Annotated in this window: 14 protein-coding genes; 6 read left to right on the top strand and 8 right to left on the bottom strand. The window is 62.8% G+C overall.

All coding sequences use genetic code 11. The annotated features are described in order from the left end of the window. Nucleotides 1-4: 4 nt before the first annotated feature. The gene (locus AC07NR_RS05330; protein ID WP_495077982.1) at nucleotides 5-550 is read right to left on the bottom strand and encodes a cytochrome b/b6 domain-containing protein; all 546 of its coding nucleotides are present in this window, start codon (nucleotides 548-550) and stop codon (nucleotides 5-7) included. After that, nucleotides 550-816 carry a PepSY domain-containing protein gene (locus tag AC07NR_RS05325; RefSeq protein WP_114882494.1) on the bottom strand — a complete coding sequence of 89 codons (267 nt, stop codon included), beginning with the start codon at nucleotides 814-816 and terminating at the stop codon, nucleotides 550-552. Before AC07NR_RS05325 ends, AC07NR_RS05330 begins: the two co-directional genes overlap by 1 nt. A 170-nt stretch (nucleotides 817-986) precedes the next feature. On the opposite strand from AC07NR_RS05325, the gene AC07NR_RS05320 reads away from it, so the two are divergent. The 3 genes from AC07NR_RS05320 to mntP all read left to right on the top strand — a co-directional run bounded on the left by AC07NR_RS05320 (nucleotide 987) and on the right by mntP (nucleotide 3,815). Then, nucleotides 987-1,649, top strand: coding sequence for a response regulator (locus AC07NR_RS05320; protein WP_119429240.1), 663 nt, complete (start codon nucleotides 987-989; stop codon nucleotides 1,647-1,649). Continuing rightward, nucleotides 1,646-3,043 carry an ATP-binding protein gene (locus tag AC07NR_RS05315; protein ID WP_248741167.1) on the top strand — a complete coding sequence of 466 codons (1,398 nt, stop codon included), beginning with the start codon at nucleotides 1,646-1,648 and terminating at the stop codon, nucleotides 3,041-3,043. Before AC07NR_RS05320 ends, AC07NR_RS05315 begins: the two co-directional genes overlap by 4 nt. A 208-nt stretch (nucleotides 3,044-3,251) precedes the next feature. Further along, the gene (gene mntP / locus AC07NR_RS05310) at nucleotides 3,252-3,815 is read left to right on the top strand and encodes a manganese efflux pump MntP (protein WP_495077981.1); all 564 of its coding nucleotides are present in this window, start codon (nucleotides 3,252-3,254) and stop codon (nucleotides 3,813-3,815) included. Nucleotides 3,816-3,830: 15 nt separating this feature from the next. Here mntP and AC07NR_RS05305 read toward each other — a convergent pair whose 3' ends face one another. Genes AC07NR_RS05305 through AC07NR_RS05295 form a run of 3 tightly spaced genes read right to left on the bottom strand, consistent with a single transcriptional unit; the run spans nucleotide 3,831 to nucleotide 8,067 of the window. Beyond that, nucleotides 3,831-5,177 (bottom strand): MFS transporter, encoded by a 1,347-nt coding sequence (locus AC07NR_RS05305; RefSeq protein WP_495077980.1) that lies wholly within the window; start codon nucleotides 5,175-5,177, stop codon nucleotides 3,831-3,833. Between the two features lie 49 nt (nucleotides 5,178-5,226). Next, on the bottom strand, nucleotides 5,227-6,300 hold the full coding sequence (locus AC07NR_RS05300; protein ID WP_495077979.1) for a C45 family autoproteolytic acyltransferase/hydrolase: 1,074 nt from the start codon (nucleotides 6,298-6,300) through the stop codon (nucleotides 5,227-5,229). 39 nt (nucleotides 6,301-6,339) lie between these two features. Continuing rightward, a complete protein-coding gene (locus tag AC07NR_RS05295; RefSeq protein ID WP_495077978.1) occupies nucleotides 6,340-8,067 on the bottom strand; it encodes an amidohydrolase in 1,728 nt (575 codons plus the stop codon). A gap of 105 nt (nucleotides 8,068-8,172) precedes the next feature. Between AC07NR_RS05295 and AC07NR_RS05290 the strand changes: the two genes are divergently transcribed. Together AC07NR_RS05290 and AC07NR_RS05285 are read left to right on the top strand one after the other, a co-directional pair. Further along, nucleotides 8,173-9,078 carry a LysR family transcriptional regulator gene (locus AC07NR_RS05290; protein WP_096821669.1) on the top strand — a complete coding sequence of 302 codons (906 nt, stop codon included), beginning with the start codon at nucleotides 8,173-8,175 and terminating at the stop codon, nucleotides 9,076-9,078. Between the two features lie 82 nt (nucleotides 9,079-9,160). Continuing rightward, nucleotides 9,161-10,135, top strand: coding sequence for a helix-turn-helix transcriptional regulator (locus AC07NR_RS05285; protein WP_495077977.1), 975 nt, complete (start codon nucleotides 9,161-9,163; stop codon nucleotides 10,133-10,135). A 29-nt stretch (nucleotides 10,136-10,164) separates the two neighbouring features. Here the strand turns inward: AC07NR_RS05285 and AC07NR_RS05280 are convergent, their stop codons facing one another. Continuing rightward, entirely contained in the window at nucleotides 10,165-12,075 is a 1,911-nt protein-coding gene (locus tag AC07NR_RS05280) for a tyrosine-protein phosphatase (protein WP_495077976.1), read from the bottom strand. A 214-nt stretch (nucleotides 12,076-12,289) separates the two neighbouring features. On the opposite strand from AC07NR_RS05280, the gene AC07NR_RS05275 reads away from it, so the two are divergent. Beyond that, on the top strand, nucleotides 12,290-12,574 hold the full coding sequence (locus AC07NR_RS05275; RefSeq protein WP_085731863.1) for a FecR/PupR family sigma factor regulator: 285 nt from the start codon (nucleotides 12,290-12,292) through the stop codon (nucleotides 12,572-12,574). A 19-nt stretch (nucleotides 12,575-12,593) separates the two neighbouring features. On the opposite strand, the gene AC07NR_RS05270 is transcribed toward AC07NR_RS05275, so the two are convergent. Continuing rightward, nucleotides 12,594-13,898: an MFS transporter gene (locus AC07NR_RS05270; protein WP_495077975.1), complete on the bottom strand. Its 1,305-nt coding sequence runs from the start codon at nucleotides 13,896-13,898 to the stop codon at nucleotides 12,594-12,596. 30 nt (nucleotides 13,899-13,928) lie between these two features. Then, nucleotides 13,929-15,107, bottom strand: coding sequence for a M20 aminoacylase family protein (locus tag AC07NR_RS05265; protein WP_495077974.1), 1,179 nt, complete (start codon nucleotides 15,105-15,107; stop codon nucleotides 13,929-13,931). Between the last annotated feature and the right edge of the window lie 53 nt (nucleotides 15,108-15,160).

The raw sequence follows: 15,160 nt of genomic DNA, 5'->3' as shown, positions 1-15,160 counted from the left end.
CCTGTCACGGGCCCGGATCGTCCGGCAAACGACGCCGGCGACCGGTGAGCATCGACAACGGCAGGTTGTCGCGCACTTGAACACTTTCAAACAGCGCCGCCACGATGTGCACGATCACCAGCGCCAGCAACGCATCGGCGGCGGTTTCGTGGACTTGCAGCGGCCAGTCGGCGCCCCACAGGGCATCGATTTCTTCCATGGCCCAGCCGCTGACACCGACAGTCAGCATCGCCAGCAGCATCGCTATCATCACCAGCGCACCGATCGGCGAATGCCCGAGACGATGCTCGGGCCGCCCGGCAATCAGCGACCGGGCATGGGCCGCCAGCCGTGACGGCGTCGGCCAGAAGTCCGACCAGCGCGCACTGCGCGGCCCGACGAATCCCCACACCAGACGCACCAGCAGCCAGCCCATGGCGTAATAACCGAGCCAGACATGCCAGTCGTCACCGGCTTCATTGAAGAAGTAGTTGGCGGCGAAGACCCCGGCGATGGACAGGTGAAACACCCGCACCACCGGGTCCCAGAGGCGCAGGGACTCGCGTGGCATCAGCCCTTGATCTCGGTTTTCACCGCTTTGCCGCTGACCGGATCGTGGTAGATCTCGACCTTGCGCTTGTCCTTGTCGAAGCCGTAGATCTCGTAGCAGTTGCCGTCGGTGACCTTGAACTTGCTGATTTCATAACCCTGGGATTTCAGCTGTTCCTGAAACGCCTTCTGGTCCTGCCACTGCGAACGTTCGGCCGTGGTGCATTGCGGGCCGGCGACGGCCAGGGGGCTGGCGACAATCAGGGACAACAGCACAAGTTTGCGCATGGAAGCACTCTCGCTGGATGGGAAAGGCCTCACTGTGCAAAACCAAGCTTAACGAAAGCTTAGTTGGCAACGAGTCGTAACATCTTCGCCGGTTCAGGGGCTGCCACGGCAGCGAGGCGAGCGGCATGATGCCGCCGGACACGCGCCCGATTTCCCACAGAGAAAATGCCATGCGCCTACTTCTGGTCGAAGATGACCGCGCCCTCGGCCAGGGCATCCGCGTCGCCCTGAGCAACGAGGGTTACACCCTCGACTGGTTGCAGGATGGCGTCAGTGCGCTGCATGCGTTGCGCAGCGAAAGCTTCGATCTGTTGCTGCTTGACCTCGGCCTGCCAAGGCTCGACGGGTTGGCGCTGCTGCAACAATTGCGCGCCAGCCAGCATGATTTGCCGGTGCTGATCCTCACCGCCCGCGACGGCACCGCCGAACGCATCGCCGGGCTGGATGCCGGCGCTGACGATTATCTGGTCAAGCCATTCGATGTCGATGAACTCAAGGCGCGCATCCGTGCCTTGCTGCGGCGCAGTCAGGGCCGTGCGCAACCGGTGCTGGAACACGCTGGCGTCTGCCTCGACCCGATCAGCCAGCAAGTCACCTGGCGCGGCAGCACAGTGGTGGTCACGCCGATGGAGTATCAACTGTTGCATCAACTGATGGCCCGCCCCGGCAAAGTCGTCACCCGCGAGCGCCTGTCGCGCACGCTGTATGGCTGGCAGGAACGGGTCGAAAGCAACACCCTGGAAGTGCTGATCCACAACCTGCGCAAGAAACTCTCCGCCGAACTGATCCGCACCGTGCGCGGCGTGGGTTACGTCGTGGAGCTCAAACCATGAACTCGATTCGCGCACGAATTCTGCTGCCGGTGCTGTTTCTGGTTCTACTCGGCGATGTGCTGATCAGCTGGGCAGTGTTGCGCTACAGCCACCACGAAATCGAAGAAATCTACGATGCCCAACTGGCGCAAAGCGCCCGCCTGCTGCAAGGCGTGCTGGCCCAGCGCGCACCCGGCGACAACGATTGGGAGCGCCTGCATCAGGCCTTCGACGAAGCGATGAGCCGGGACGGTGACGGCGATGGCGAAGCTGCTCACCCTTACGAAACACGCCTGACCTTTCAGGTCTGGCGCAATGACGGCCAGTTGCTGATGCGCTCGGCCGAAGCGCCGATTCTGGATGCACCACCCGCCACCCTCGGCGCCCATGACCTGATGGAAAACGGCCGCGACTGGTGCGCCTTCCTGCTTCAGGATCCGCGACAAGGCCTGTTGATCTGGGTCGGCGAGCGCGACGACATCCGCCAGGACCTGATCACCCGCATCGTCGGCCATACCCTGTGGCCGAGCCTGATCGGCGTGCCGCTGCTGACCATCCTGATCTGGCTGGCGATCGGCTGGGGCTTGCAGCCGTTGCGCGCCATGGCCCAGTCGATTCGCGGCCGCGACACCGACACCTTGAAACCCCTGCACCTGAGCCCCCTGCCTCAGGACCTGGAGCCGATGCAGACCGCGCTCAACCGCTTGCTGCAACAGATCGACAACCTGCTGGCCCGGGAACGGCGTTTCATTGCCGACGCTGCCCACGAGCTGCGCACGCCGCTGGCGATCCTGCGGATTCATGCGCAGAACGCGCAATTGGCTAACACCCCGCAACAACGCGAGGAAGCGCTGGAGTTTCTGGTCAGCGCCGTGGACCGCGCCACGCGCATCGCCAGCCAGTTGCTGACCATGGCACGCATCGAACCGCGTCTGGCATCCCCGCAAAACGCCCGCGTCGAACTGACCGCGCTGGTGCGCGAGGAGCTGGCCGAGCTGACGCCGCTGGCCCTGGAAAAAGACGTCGAGTTGATCCTCGACAGCGATCATCACTGCCCGGTCGATACCGATCCGGTGGCGCTGGCCATCGCTCTGCAAAATCTGGTAACCAATGCGCTGAACTTCGCCCCGCCCGGCAGCGAGGTGCGGGTTCAGGTGCAACCACAGGCTTGCGGTTCGGTGTCGATCAGCGTCGAAGATGCCGGCCCCGGCATCGATGAGCAGCAATACGCGCGGTTGTTCGAACGCTTCTATAGCGAGGGCCACGCCAACGGCGCCGGTCTCGGGCTGGCCATCGTGCAGATGATCGTGAGCAAGATCGGCAGCACCCTGCAGCTGTACAACCGGCCTGAAGGCGGGTTGTGCGCCGAGCTGCTAATCCCTGCGGGGTCAACCGAACCTGCGCCGGGCATTTAACGAAATTTTCATGTTTGCCTGCCTATGATCCGGGCCTTCGTTGGGGAGTAACCTGCTTCCGAGCCCCTCGGAAGCGTTCGTATCAACATATTCGGCAACATGCCGTGGTGCGAACACCTTCGGGTTGGTGAGACCGACGACACATCCATGCCGAAAGTCGGGCGTGTGGTTGTGTCGTTGACTCATGGCCCGACTGGAAGTATTGCCCGTGAATCCTGTTTCCCTGATCTTCCTCGCACTCGCCATGTCCACGGATGCCTTCGCGGCCGCCATCGGCAAAGGCTCCAGCCTGCACAAACCGCGTCTGACCGAAGCCCTGCGCACCGGTTTGATCTTTGGTGTCATCGAAGCAATCACCCCGGTCATCGGCTGGTTCATCGGCCAGGCCGCCACCCGTTGGGTGGAAAGCTGGGACCACTGGATCGCCTTCACCCTGCTGGTCGCGTTGGGTCTGCACATGATCCACAACGGCCTCAAGCACGAGGAAGCCGAAGAAGAAAAACCGGGGCAGCACTCGTTCTTCATTCTCGCCGTCACCGCCGTGGCCACCAGCATCGACGCCCTGGCCGTCGGCGTCGGCCTGGCGTTTATCGATGTGAACATCTGGGTAGCCGCTGCCGCGATTGGCCTGGCGACCATGACCATGGTCACCATTGGCGTGATGCTCGGTCGGGTGCTGGGCACCGTGGTCGGCAAGCGTGCGGAAATCGTCGGTGGCGTGGTGCTGATGATCGTCGGCGCGACGATTCTCTACGAACACCTTTCGGCTTGATCCCGAACGCCGGTGTCAGGGGGTTTGCAAACGCCCCGGCGCCGGTGCAGAGATCGGCGCGCCGCCCGATGGCGCGTCGATTTGTTCCAGGCTCAAGTGCGCGGTTTCCTTGAGGAAGAACGAACAGACGGCCACGATCCCCAGCGCCACCGCTCCGTAAACCGCAACGCCAAACGCATTGTGGTTGTTGGCAATCAGAATGGCCGTGGCCGCACTCGACGCCGTCCCGCCTCCCAGCGCGGCACCGATCTGGTACGCCGCCGACATCCCTGAATAACGCATGTCCCGTGGAAACTGCTCGGCCAGAAACGCCGGGATCGGCCCCTGCGTCGCGCCCATGAACGCACCGATCACGATGTAGGCGAACGTCGATACCAACAGGCTTTTCAACCCTACCAACGGAAAGAACACGAAGAATCCGCAAGCCATGATGAACGCGCCGAGGATCATCACTTTGCGTCGGCCGATCCTGTCGGAAAGCAAGGCAAACAGCGGCGCGGTGATGACGATGGCGACGGACAACGCGATGTCGAAAATCAGCGCATCGGTGCTGCCGTAGCCCAGTTGTGTGGCGTAGGACAGGAAGAACGTACTGCCGATGTAGGCGATGGTCACGTAACCAAACGCGATGCCGGTACACAGCAACATGGCCCGAGGTCGCGCACGCAACGCTTCAATCAACGGCATGCGCCCGTGTCCCTTTGACTCGCCCAGCGACTGCGCCGGTTTCTGCAACCGCGCATAGAGCCCGATCAGCACCAGCACGCCGCCCAGCCAGAACGGAATGCGCCAGGCAAAACCGGCAAGGTCATCGTTCGCTGCCACGCTGACCACGGCGAACACGGCTGAGCCGAGAATCCCGCCAATGCCGATGCCCATGCTGGTGAAACTGCCCCACAACCCTCGACGCCCCACGGGTGCCGATTCGATGCCGAACAACGCAGCACCGCCCCACTCGCCCCCGGCGGCAAAACCCTGCACCAACCGCAACAGCACCAGCAACGCAGGTGCTCCTGCGCCGATTGTGGCGTAACCCGGCAAGCAGCCGATCAGGAAGGTGCTGAGCCCCATCAACAGCAGCGTGATCACCAGCATTTTCTGCCGACCGAGTTTGTCGCCGTAATGCCCGAACACCATGCCACCCAACGGCCGGGCGAAGAACCCCGCGCCGAACGCGCCAAAGGCTACGAGGGTCGCGGTGAGCGGGTCCATCTGCGGAAAAAAAACCTTGGGGAACACCAGTGCGGCGGCGGTCCCGTAGATCACGAAGTCATAGAACTCCAGGGCGGTGCCCATGCCGGAGACGAAGAATGTTCTCAGTGCCGACGGTGAACCCGCCGTGCGTCCAGGGTGACTGGCCATGTGGGGTGCTCCTCTTGTTGTTGTTTTTTGGGGCGTTGCTGCAAGGGTTTCAGAAGCGCTGGTAACCGTTGCGGGACAGCTGTTTCGGGTTGCCGGCGGCGAATTCGAGCACGCAGTGTTCAGTGTCGATGCCGATGGTCAGCAAGGTTTCCCAGCGCTCGGTGGCCGGCATGCTCAGGTCGGGATGGAAGCAGATCGGTGCTTCCTCGCCGGCCGCGCCGCACATGGCATCGGCCCGGCGCACGATGTCGCCCTCGGTCATGTCGTTCAGCAAGGCGTTGACGTGATCGATGCGCGCGTAGGTGGTCGAGGCGTCCGGCGTGCGTTCGCCAGCGCCCAGCTCCGGGTCGAGGAAATGGTTGGTGTGGGTGATCCAGCCTTCGGCGTTCGGCAGCACCACGGCGGTGGCGGCAGGCGACATTTCGATGCTGCAGGCGCGGATTTTCGAGTCTTCGCGAGAGAACACCGTCAGCACCGTGGACGCACTGACCCGGGCCGAACACGCCAGTTCGATGGCCTCATCGACACTGCGGGCCTGCTCCAGAATCCGCCGCGCTATCGCGTGCACCGGCACCCCGCCGCTGCCGTTGTCGCTGGCATGGTGAAGGATGTTGAAGTGCAGCCCGAGCCCGGCGCTGTTGACGCCGATCTTGCCGAGCATGCCGAATTCGGTGAACAGCTTGACGGTCATCCCGGCGTCGGTGGTCAGTTGCAGGATCAGGCCGTTGGGCACCAGCGTGTCGTGCCAGTCCCAGGTCTGGATGGTTTTCGGCGCCTGTGGGCCATGGGGCGCGAACACGGCGGTCGAGCATTCGCCTTCATTCGAGGGCATGACCGCCAGGATTTCAGTGCGGGCGTTCAGGGCCGCGAGTTGCCACAGCGGCAGATCCGCGCCTTCGGCCATGGCGACGATTTCCTCGGCCAGTGCCGGGCTCCAGTCTTCCAGGGCTTTCAGGCTGGCTTCGCCGATGGCGCGCACTTGCTGTGGCGGGATGTCGAGTTGATTGAAAAAGTCGAGGTACAGCGCAACGGTCTGGCGAATCTGCGCGCTGAAGGCATCACCGATCTGGTGCCCACGGGTTTGCGGGTTGCGGGTGTCGGTGACGAAGCAATGAAGGTTCACGAAAGGTTTTCCTTTTTGGCGTTGTAATCGGAGTGCGGCTTACGGCTGGCGGCGATAGATTTCACGACCGGCGAAAAAGGTGTTGAGCACCTGGGTGTCGCGCAGGGCTTCGGGGGCGACCGTGAACACATCGCGGTCGAGCACGATCAGGTCGGCCTGCTTGCCGGGCTTGAGCGAGCCGATGCTGTCCTCCAGGCGCAGGACCTTGGCCGCGTTCAGGGTGTAGGCCTGGAACATGACCTGGCGATCGATGTCTTCGGCGGCGTTGAGCACGCCTTTCGGGCCTTTGCGGCTGACGGCCTGGTAAATGGCTTTCCAGGGTTCCGGCGTGGTGATCGGCCAGTCGCTGGCACCGGCGATGGTCGCGCCCTGTTTGAGCAGCGAACGCGCCGGGTAGGTGTACATGAAGGCCATGGCGCTGACGTAGGGTTTGACCAGATCCATGCTCGATTCATCGGCACTGGCCCAGTACATCTGCATCGAGGCAATGACATTCAGTGCCTTGAAGCGGGCGAATTCTTTCGGGTTGACCATTTGCAGATGGGTGATGGAATGGGCGATGCCGCTCTGGCGATCCTTGCGCGCCTGTTCGATGCCATTGAGTGATTCACGCACCGCGCGGTCGCCGATGGCGTGGATGTGCACCAGCCAGCCACGGGCGTCGGCGGCGCTGACCAGTTCGCCAAAGTGCGCCGGATCGATCAGCAACTCGCCGGATTTTTTCGAATTCTTGTAAGGCTCCAGCATCGCGGCACTCTGCGCGGGCGATTCGGCCACGCCGTCGGCGAACACCTTGATGCCCGGCAGGGTCAGGTTATGTACGCCGAGGAACTGCTGGCGGACCTTGTCCAGTTCATCGAGATCCGCAGGTGTAGCCTTCGAATCCGCCATCAGCAATGCGGCGACATGGGCAGTAAGCTCGCCGTTTTCCGAAAGCTTCTTGTACGTCGGCAGCACGCCCAGCGAGTCGTTTTTCACGTCGGCCCCGGGCAGTTCGTTGGCCAGCGGGTCCATCCACCCGGTGATCCCGAGGCTTTTGTAGTAATCCAGCGCGGCGCGACCGCCCGCCAGCAGCGCTTCATCGGTCGGCGGCGGCAACAGGGCCTGAACGGGATAGAGCCCGGCGTCCACCATAAAGCCGTTCGGTTGTCCGTTTGGGTGATGGCCGAGGGTGTCTTTCTCTTCGGGCTTGAGCGCCTGGATGCGCGCCGCATCGATGCCGGCGCGTTTAAGCATCGCCTGATTGGCCCAGCCGGTGTGCAGGTCCCAGCCCAGCAGCAACAACGGCTGATCGGCCCACTCACCCTGATTAAAGCGCTGTTCCAGCGCGTCGATCTGGTTCCAGTAAGTCGAGGGCAATCCGCCGACGCTGAGGAATTCGCCGCGCCGGGCCTTGCCGTCCTCACGCCATTGGCGCAAGCGCGATTCCAGTTCATCGAGCGGCAGCATCTGCCCGTCGAGATTGGCCTGCAGCATTTGCAGGCCGCCCTTGAGGGTGTGGGAATGGGAGTCGATAAAACCGGGCATCACCACTTTGCCGCCCAGATCGATCAGCCGGGTGTCGGCGGTCTTGAGGCGCAGCACCTGCACGTCCGAGCCGACCGCCACCACCTTGTCGCCCTCGATGGCGACGGCCTGCTGCAACGGCTGGCCGGGTTCGGCGGTGTAGATTTTCGCGTTGTGCAGGATCAGGTCGGTGGCCGCCAGACTTTCCAGCGAGGCACAGGCCAGTGCGGACGACACCATCAGGGTCAGAAGCTGCTTCATGAGCGTTCTCGTTATTTTTGTTAGGCTGAGGCCAGATTAGCCAAGCCCGCCGGATAACTGAATGCCGTCTCACGCACAACTTCTGTGCCCATCAGGAATAGATCAATGGACAAAATGAGCGCCCTGACCATGTTCGTCGCCACCGCCGAACACGGTAATTTCAGCCGAGCCGCCGAGGTGCTCGGCAACACGCCGTCGGCCCTGACCAAGGCCGTGGCGCAACTGGAAGAGGAACTCGGCAGCCGTTTGTTCGACCGCACGACACGACGCATGGCGCTGACCGAGGCCGGGCGGATCTATCTGGAAGGCGCGCGTCAGGCGCTGTTGCAACTGCAACTGGCCAGCGAAGGCGTCGAACAGCTCAAACACGAATTGCGCGGTGAGTTGCGCATCATCGCCCCGCCCTCCTTCGCCCCGGCCTTTCTCAATCAGGTGTGCTGCCGCTTTCTGAACGAGCACCCGCAGGTGAATCTGGAAGTGGATCTGAGCGACAACTACGACGATCCGGTGGATGGCAGCTATGACCTGGCGCTGCGAGACGGGCCGATCGATCTGCCGGGAGTCATCGCCCAACCGCTGGTGGAAAACCGCGTGCAGCTCTGCGCCAGCCCGGCCTATCTGGCGCGCAAGGGCAGCGATGTGTCGCTGGACAACTATCACCAGCACGACTGGCTGATCTTCCGTCACCCGCTGCTCAACCGGCATTTCTGGTGGGTCAAACAGGGCGAACGACGCTTGCGCATGACCCAGCCGACCCCGCGCATCGCCAGTGACAATTACGATTTCCTGCTGGCCTGCCTGCTCGACGGCCAGGGCCTGCAATTTCTCCCGCAGTGGAGCGCCGCGCCGTATCTCGCCCGGGGCGAACTGGTGGAGTTGATGCCCGAATACTGGCGTGAACCCAGCGCCTTCGGGCCTTGGATCTACGTGCTGTATCAGGCCCATCGGCGCAATACACGCAAGGTGAAGGTGTTCATCGATTTCCTGAAGGCGCACTGGCAAGCGGCGTAATCCGTTTGTGTCATGTCGCTGTCATTCTCGGTTGCTAACGTCCTCGCGCCTCTTTGCCCCGACTGCCAAGGTGACCTTCCCGGTGTACTCAAGCCCGACGCGCCAGACCATCATCCTCAGATCCGCCGACATGTCCTGCGATGACTTCGGCGCGCTGTTCTCCCGCATGTTCGGCAATCGTTATGGCGATACACCGCCGCCGCCCAAGGACATCATCATCGGCGGCGTCTACGGACGGCACGACGGGGTCAGTTTCCGCCGCATGCATTACCGGGGTGATTTCACCGTGGCGTTCCCCGAGTCCTACGATGAAATCACCTTCGTGATTCCCACCGCCGGCCGGATCATCTTCAACGACTCGACCGAATCGCTCGGCATGCCGCACATCGGGCTGGCCATCGACAAGGCGGATCTGCGCTCGATGCGTTTCGTCGACAATCATGCCCAGCACGGCATGTCGATCAGCCGCGCAGCGCTCACCGAGCGCCTGTCGTCGCTGCTGGGCCGACCGATCGTGCACAAGCTGCATTTCGAGCCGAGGGTGGATCTGAACAGCCCGGCGTTTCAGGGCATTCGCGCATTGATCGACCTGGCCACCGGTACCGAATTCGACCTGTTGTTGAACGCCGGTTCGCTGATGCCTTCGCGCCTGCGGGAGATGCTGGTGGACGCCGTGCTGGAAGCCTGGCCGCACAATTTCAGCGAGGCCTTGCGTCGACCTGAGGTGCAGATCGCACCTCGGCATGTGAAACAGGCTATCGAGTACATTCAGGCGCATCCCGAACAATTGGTCAGCGGGACGGATCTGGCGGGGCTGGTGAACGTCAGCCTGCGGGCGTTGCAGGAAGGCTTCCGGCGGTTCGTCGGCACCTCGATTGTCGCGTACCAGCGGCAGGTGCGTCTGGAGCGTGCTTGCGCTGCGCTGAAGCACGGCCAATCGTCTTCGGTGACCGACGTGGCCCTGCAATACGGATTCAGCAACGTCGGCCGGTTCTGCCAGTATTTTCAGGACGCCTACGGCGTGAGCCCCGCAGAAATGCGAAAAGGACTGCGCTGAGGCAGTCCTTTTTCTTCACCTTCGGTTGATCAGAACTGATAACTGGCCTTGAGCCCGCCGCTGAAACCGTGGCTGTCGCCCCCGCCGCTGGCACCGACTTCGGCGCCCAGGCTCATGGCGCCGAGGTTGGCCATCAGGTTGACGCCGCCGCTGAACTGATCGCGGTTGTCGAACGCCGCGCGTTGTTCGATATCCAGCCCCAGCAGATGGCCTTCGCTGTCGACCTGATGATCACCGAGCACACGCTCGTAGCCGACCCGCACACCCGGCACCAGTTGCCACGCGCCCATCGGCATCGGGGCGAACGAAACGTCGAGATTGGCCACGGCGCTGCGGCGGGTTTGCTGTAGGCCGTCGACGTCGAGGGCCAGTTCACTGCCCTTCTCCTGGAAACCCGACAAATCGAGACGACTGACGCGCACACCGAGGCTCGGCTCCAGAACCATATCGTTCATCGGCAGGCGATAACCCAGCGCCAGCGTGGCGCCGCTGAGATTGCCGTGGGTGTCGCCCTTCGCCGAGCCGAGGCCGCCGCCGAGGTCGCGCTTGCTGTCGTAATCGACGTAACCGGCGCTTATGTTCGCATCGGCAAACAAACCACGTTCCAGACTGGTGAAGCCATAACGGGCACCCAGATTGAGGAAGGTGAATTCGGTATCAGCCTCGCCCCCTGCCCCGCCGACGGTGCCTTTGCTGTAACCGATCCCGCCGCGAGCACTGAGTTGCTCGGAGAAGCGCTGGGTGACGCCGACCATCAGGCCCTGGCTGTGTTCGTTGCTGCTTTGCGCATGGGCCGAACCGTCGGTGCCCAGGTAACCGGCGAGCGCGGTGCTCCACAAACGGTACTGGCCGACCTTGAGGTCGGTGCCGCTGGCAAATGGCGCGGCGGCTTGTTCGATCATTGCGTTCTGACGCAGCAGGTAACTGGCCGCATCGGCGTGCACCTGACCGCCGACGGTGGATTCAACACCGCCCAGAGTGCCGGCGTCGATGGCCGATTGCAGGTAGTAGTTGTAGGCGCTGTAGGTGCCCGACAGTTTGCTGTTCTGCAGTTCCTGCAACAATTGTGCGCCGGCGGCGGCGTTGCCGATCAGCCCGGCCTGACCCGGCAGGCTGTTGTACTCGACCATTTTTCCGCGCAGCACGTAAATGGTTTCCTGAGACAGACCCAGCCCCTGTTTGAGGTAGTTGTCCATGCTGCCGTATTGCGCGGCCACCTGATCCAGACCCGCTTGCAGGTAACTCGCTTCCACACCCAGCAGCGGCGCGTAAACCGCGGCCATGCTCGGCGGCATCATCACCAGCGTCTTGGCCACGCGGGCGGCGGTGTAGTCGTTGGTCGCCAGGTAGTTGCTCATGATCGTGGCGTTGTCGACCCCGGCGATGCTTTGCAGCACGGCGGCGGTCCAGCCGGTGCGGTCCTTGCCGGCGGTGCAGTGGAACAGTGCGGCACCGTCGACGCCCGCCAGTTCGTTGAACAACACACCCAGTTGACCGCGCATGCCGGCGTCGCTGACAAACGCACGGTTGGTCTCCTGCATCATCGCAATCGCATCGGCCGCGCTCTTGAACGAGACCGTGGTGATGTTCGCGCCCGAGGTGGTGGCGCCGATGATGTCGATGTTCTGGTAGGTCGCGCCGCTGATCATGGTGTCCGGCGTGGCTGCGATTTCGCTGGGGGTGCGCAGGTCGAAAACAGCTTTGATCCCCAGACCGTTGAGGGTCGCCAGATCCGATGCCGTCGGCGTCAGCGCGTTGGAGCGGTAGAACACACCGGCGCGCATCGTGCCGTCATGGGTCGTCGAGTAGGCCGTGGTGATACCGGCGACATCGCGGAAGTTGTCGATGCCCTGCAGGCGCGGGGTATCAAGGTCGGCCGCGTGGGCGGCGGCAATGGACAGACTCAAAACGGACAGCGAACACAGAAGACGTGGAAACACGATGCAGCCTCATTGGAAACCGGTTGGGCTGCCCACTATCTACAACGAAATGTGACTGAATATGGCAAATCTGCGAAAAGCGTAAATGGCGGCGCGATCTGTCCGGCGCACGCGCATTCTGTCCGTCAGGCAGGCTAAATCCCTGTAGAACTTTGACGTTTTTTTTGCAAGAGGCAGGGTAAAGTGCCCTCTCCGGCCATCCTGGAAGCAGTCAATGAACCTCCAAAGCCCTCAAGACGCCGACGATGAAATCCTCAATCAGGCGGCGCACTGGTGCCTGCGCCTGCAAGACGAAACCTGCACGCCTGACGAACGCCAGGCCTTCCAGCAATGGATTCAGAGCAGCCCACGCCACGCCTTCGAGTACGCGAAGATGCTTGAGGTCTGGGAGCTGAGTGATCAATTGCCCGACGAGCAAGACAAGTCAAAAAAACGCAAAGCCACGACGCTGCCCTGCAGCTTCGAAGAGTTTCAACGCAACCTGGCGCAGCGCAACTAGTGCGCCGCGCCCGGGCCGCTCACTCCAGCGGCCTGCCTGCGGTCTCCCGCACCATCGCCAGCCCCGCCAGGGTCAGGCACAGACACGTCATCACATACAGCGCAGGCGCGTTGTTGTTGCCCGTCAATCCGATCAGCCCGGTGGCAAAGAACTGGGCAAACCCGCCAAACACCGACACACCCAGGCAATAGATGATCGACAGTCCCGACGCGCGAATCTTGCGGGGGAACATCTCCGTCACCAGCACCAGTGTCGGCACAGTGATCAGCACCAGAAACAACGTGGTGACCATCGAAACGCCCAGCAGCGTGCCCAGGGTCGGAAAGCGGTTCATCAACATGAACGCCGGATAGATCAGCAACAGCATCGGAATGCAGCCCAAGGCGATGGTGCGCCGGCGGCCGATGCGGTCGCTCAAACGACCGGCCCAGATCGACAGACTGATCTGCACCAGCGCGCCCAGACACGCAGCCGTGGTGCCCATGGTCATCGGCAGGTGCAGCACGCTGACGGTGTAGTTGGTCATGTAATCGAGCACGATGTAGCTGGATGCCGTGCTGCCGATCACCAGCAGCACGCCGGTCAGCAGGACTTTGCGATAGTCCCGGAAAATCAGGCGCAGGCCGGAGGTGGCGCCATCGCCTGGTGGTTCCTGCTCGGCGGTTTCATCGAGGTGACGACGGATATACAGCCCCACCGGAATCACCAGCATCCCCAGTACGAACGGCAGTCGCCAGCCCCAGCTCTCGAGGGATTCGGCCGACAAGGTCGAACTCAACCCCAGCGCCACCAGCGCGCCGAACATGAAGCTCAAGCCTTGGCTGAACAGCTGCCAGCTCCCGTAGAAACCTCGGTTTTTGTCGTCGGCGTACTCCATCAGCATCGCCGTAGAGGCCCCCACTTCACCGCCCATCGCAAACCCTTGAACCAGCCGCGCCAGCACAATCAGCACCGGTGCCGCGAGGCCGATCTGCGCGTAGGTGGGGGCGATGGCAAACAGCAGCGAACCGAGCGCCATCAGCCATAGCGTGAGCATCATCGCCGGTTTGCGACCGACCCGGTCGGCGTAGGCACCCAACACGATCCCGCCAATCGGGCGCATGCCGAAGCCGACGCCGAACGTGGCCAGGGACAGCAGCAATTGCCCCAGCGTGCTCTCCACCGGGAAAAACTGCCGGCCAATGAGCGTGGCGAAAAAGCTGTAGACGGAAAAATCATAGAACTCGAGGCCGGAGCCGATGGTGATCGCGGCAATGGCTCGCGCACCGATGGGTTTGCGCGTCGCGGTAGCAGTGGCCGCAGCGCTGGTAATGACGGTGGACATGGGGCGAACTCCTGAAGTTGTCGAAGCGGATCAGGCCAAAAAGGCTTCCACCAGTCGCACCCAGTAACTGGCGCCGGTCGCCAGGCAGTCGTCGTTGAAGTCGTAACCGGGGTTATGCACCATGCAGCCGCCCTCCCCGTCGCCATTGCCGATCAGCAGATAACAGCCGGGGCAGCGTTGCAGCATGACGGCGAAATCTTCGCTGCCGGTCAGCGGTTTCATGTTCGGGATCAGCCCTTCCTCGCCCACCCAATCGATCGCCACCTGCCGCGCAAAAGCGGTCTTGGCCTCATCGTTGAACAGCGCCGGGAAGCGTTGCGCCTCGTCCACATCCACCGTCGCCCGCGCCCCGAAACCGCTGGCCTGGGCCTGGGCGATGCGGGTGATGCGCTCGATCAATTCATCACGCACCGAGGCCTTGAGCGCTCGCACGCTCAACTGCAATTCGGCGTGATCGGGAATCACGTTGGCGGCGATCCCGGCGTGAAAGGCACCGACCGTCACCACTGCCGTGTCGAGCGGATCGACAGTGCGCGAAACGATGCTCTGCAACGCCATGACAATTGCCGACCCGGCCAGCACCGGATCCACCGCCTTGTGCGGCATCGCGCCGTGGCCGCCAACGCCATCGACACGGATCGTCACGGTGTCGGTGGAGGCCATGAACGGCCCTTCGAGAAAGCCCAGCTTGCCTGCCGGCAACCCCGGCATGTTGTGCATGGCGAACACCGCGTCGCACGGGAACAGCTCGAACAAGCCGTCATCGAGCATGCGTTGCGCACCGCCGTCGCCCTCTTCGGCGGGCTGGAAGATCACCACCAGCGAACCGTCGAAGTCGCGGCTTTCGGCCAGATAACGTGCTGCCGCCAGCAGCATCGCCGTGTGCCCGTCGTGCCCGCAGGCGTGCATTACGCCTTCGTGGCGACTGGAATACGGCAGCCCGGTCTGCTCGATGATCGGCAGCGCGTCCATGTCGGCGCGCAGGCCGATCATCTTGCCGCCACTGCCCTGGCGCAGCAGGCCGACCACACCGGTGCCGCCCAGCCCGCGATGCACCTCATAGCCCCATTCGCTCAGCTTGCCCGCCACCAGATCGGCGGTGGCGAACTCTTCGAAGCTCAGTTCCGGGTAGGCGTGAATGTGTTGGCGCAGCACGATCATTTCTTCTTCGAGCGCACGGATACCGGGCAGTGCGGGCAGGTCGGTCATCAGCAGGTTCCTTGTTTTTATGGGGGCGTTTTCGGGTGTTCGACTGATACCCT

The organism is Pseudomonas sp. GW821-FHT09C09, assembly GCF_059418105.1.
This window is presented reverse-complemented; position numbering and strand designations above follow the sequence as displayed.

What these genes read in the sequence shown, in the direction of transcription:
- AC07NR_RS05330 (WP_495077982.1), bottom strand. Translation starts at nt 550, where the DNA reads ATGCCACGCGAGTCCCTGCGCCTCTGGGACCCGGTGGTGCGGGTGTTT.
- AC07NR_RS05325 (WP_114882494.1), bottom strand. Translation starts at nt 816, where the DNA reads ATGCGCAAACTTGTGCTGTTGTCCCTGATTGTCGCCAGCCCCCTGGCC.
- AC07NR_RS05320 (WP_119429240.1), top strand. Translation starts at nt 987, where the DNA reads ATGCGCCTACTTCTGGTCGAAGATGACCGCGCCCTCGGCCAGGGCATC.
- AC07NR_RS05315 (WP_248741167.1), top strand. Translation starts at nt 1,646, where the DNA reads ATGAACTCGATTCGCGCACGAATTCTGCTGCCGGTGCTGTTTCTGGTT.
- AC07NR_RS05305 (WP_495077980.1), bottom strand. Translation starts at nt 5,177, where the DNA reads ATGGCCAGTCACCCTGGACGCACGGCGGGTTCACCGTCGGCACTGAGA.
- AC07NR_RS05295 (WP_495077978.1), bottom strand. Translation starts at nt 8,067, where the DNA reads ATGAAGCAGCTTCTGACCCTGATGGTGTCGTCCGCACTGGCCTGTGCC.
- AC07NR_RS05290 (WP_096821669.1), top strand. Translation starts at nt 8,173, where the DNA reads ATGGACAAAATGAGCGCCCTGACCATGTTCGTCGCCACCGCCGAACAC.
- AC07NR_RS05275 (WP_085731863.1), top strand. Translation starts at nt 12,290, where the DNA reads ATGAACCTCCAAAGCCCTCAAGACGCCGACGATGAAATCCTCAATCAG.
- AC07NR_RS05270 (WP_495077975.1), bottom strand. Translation starts at nt 13,898, where the DNA reads ATGTCCACCGTCATTACCAGCGCTGCGGCCACTGCTACCGCGACGCGC.
- AC07NR_RS05265 (WP_495077974.1), bottom strand. Translation starts at nt 15,107, where the DNA reads ATGACCGACCTGCCCGCACTGCCCGGTATCCGTGCGCTCGAAGAAGAA.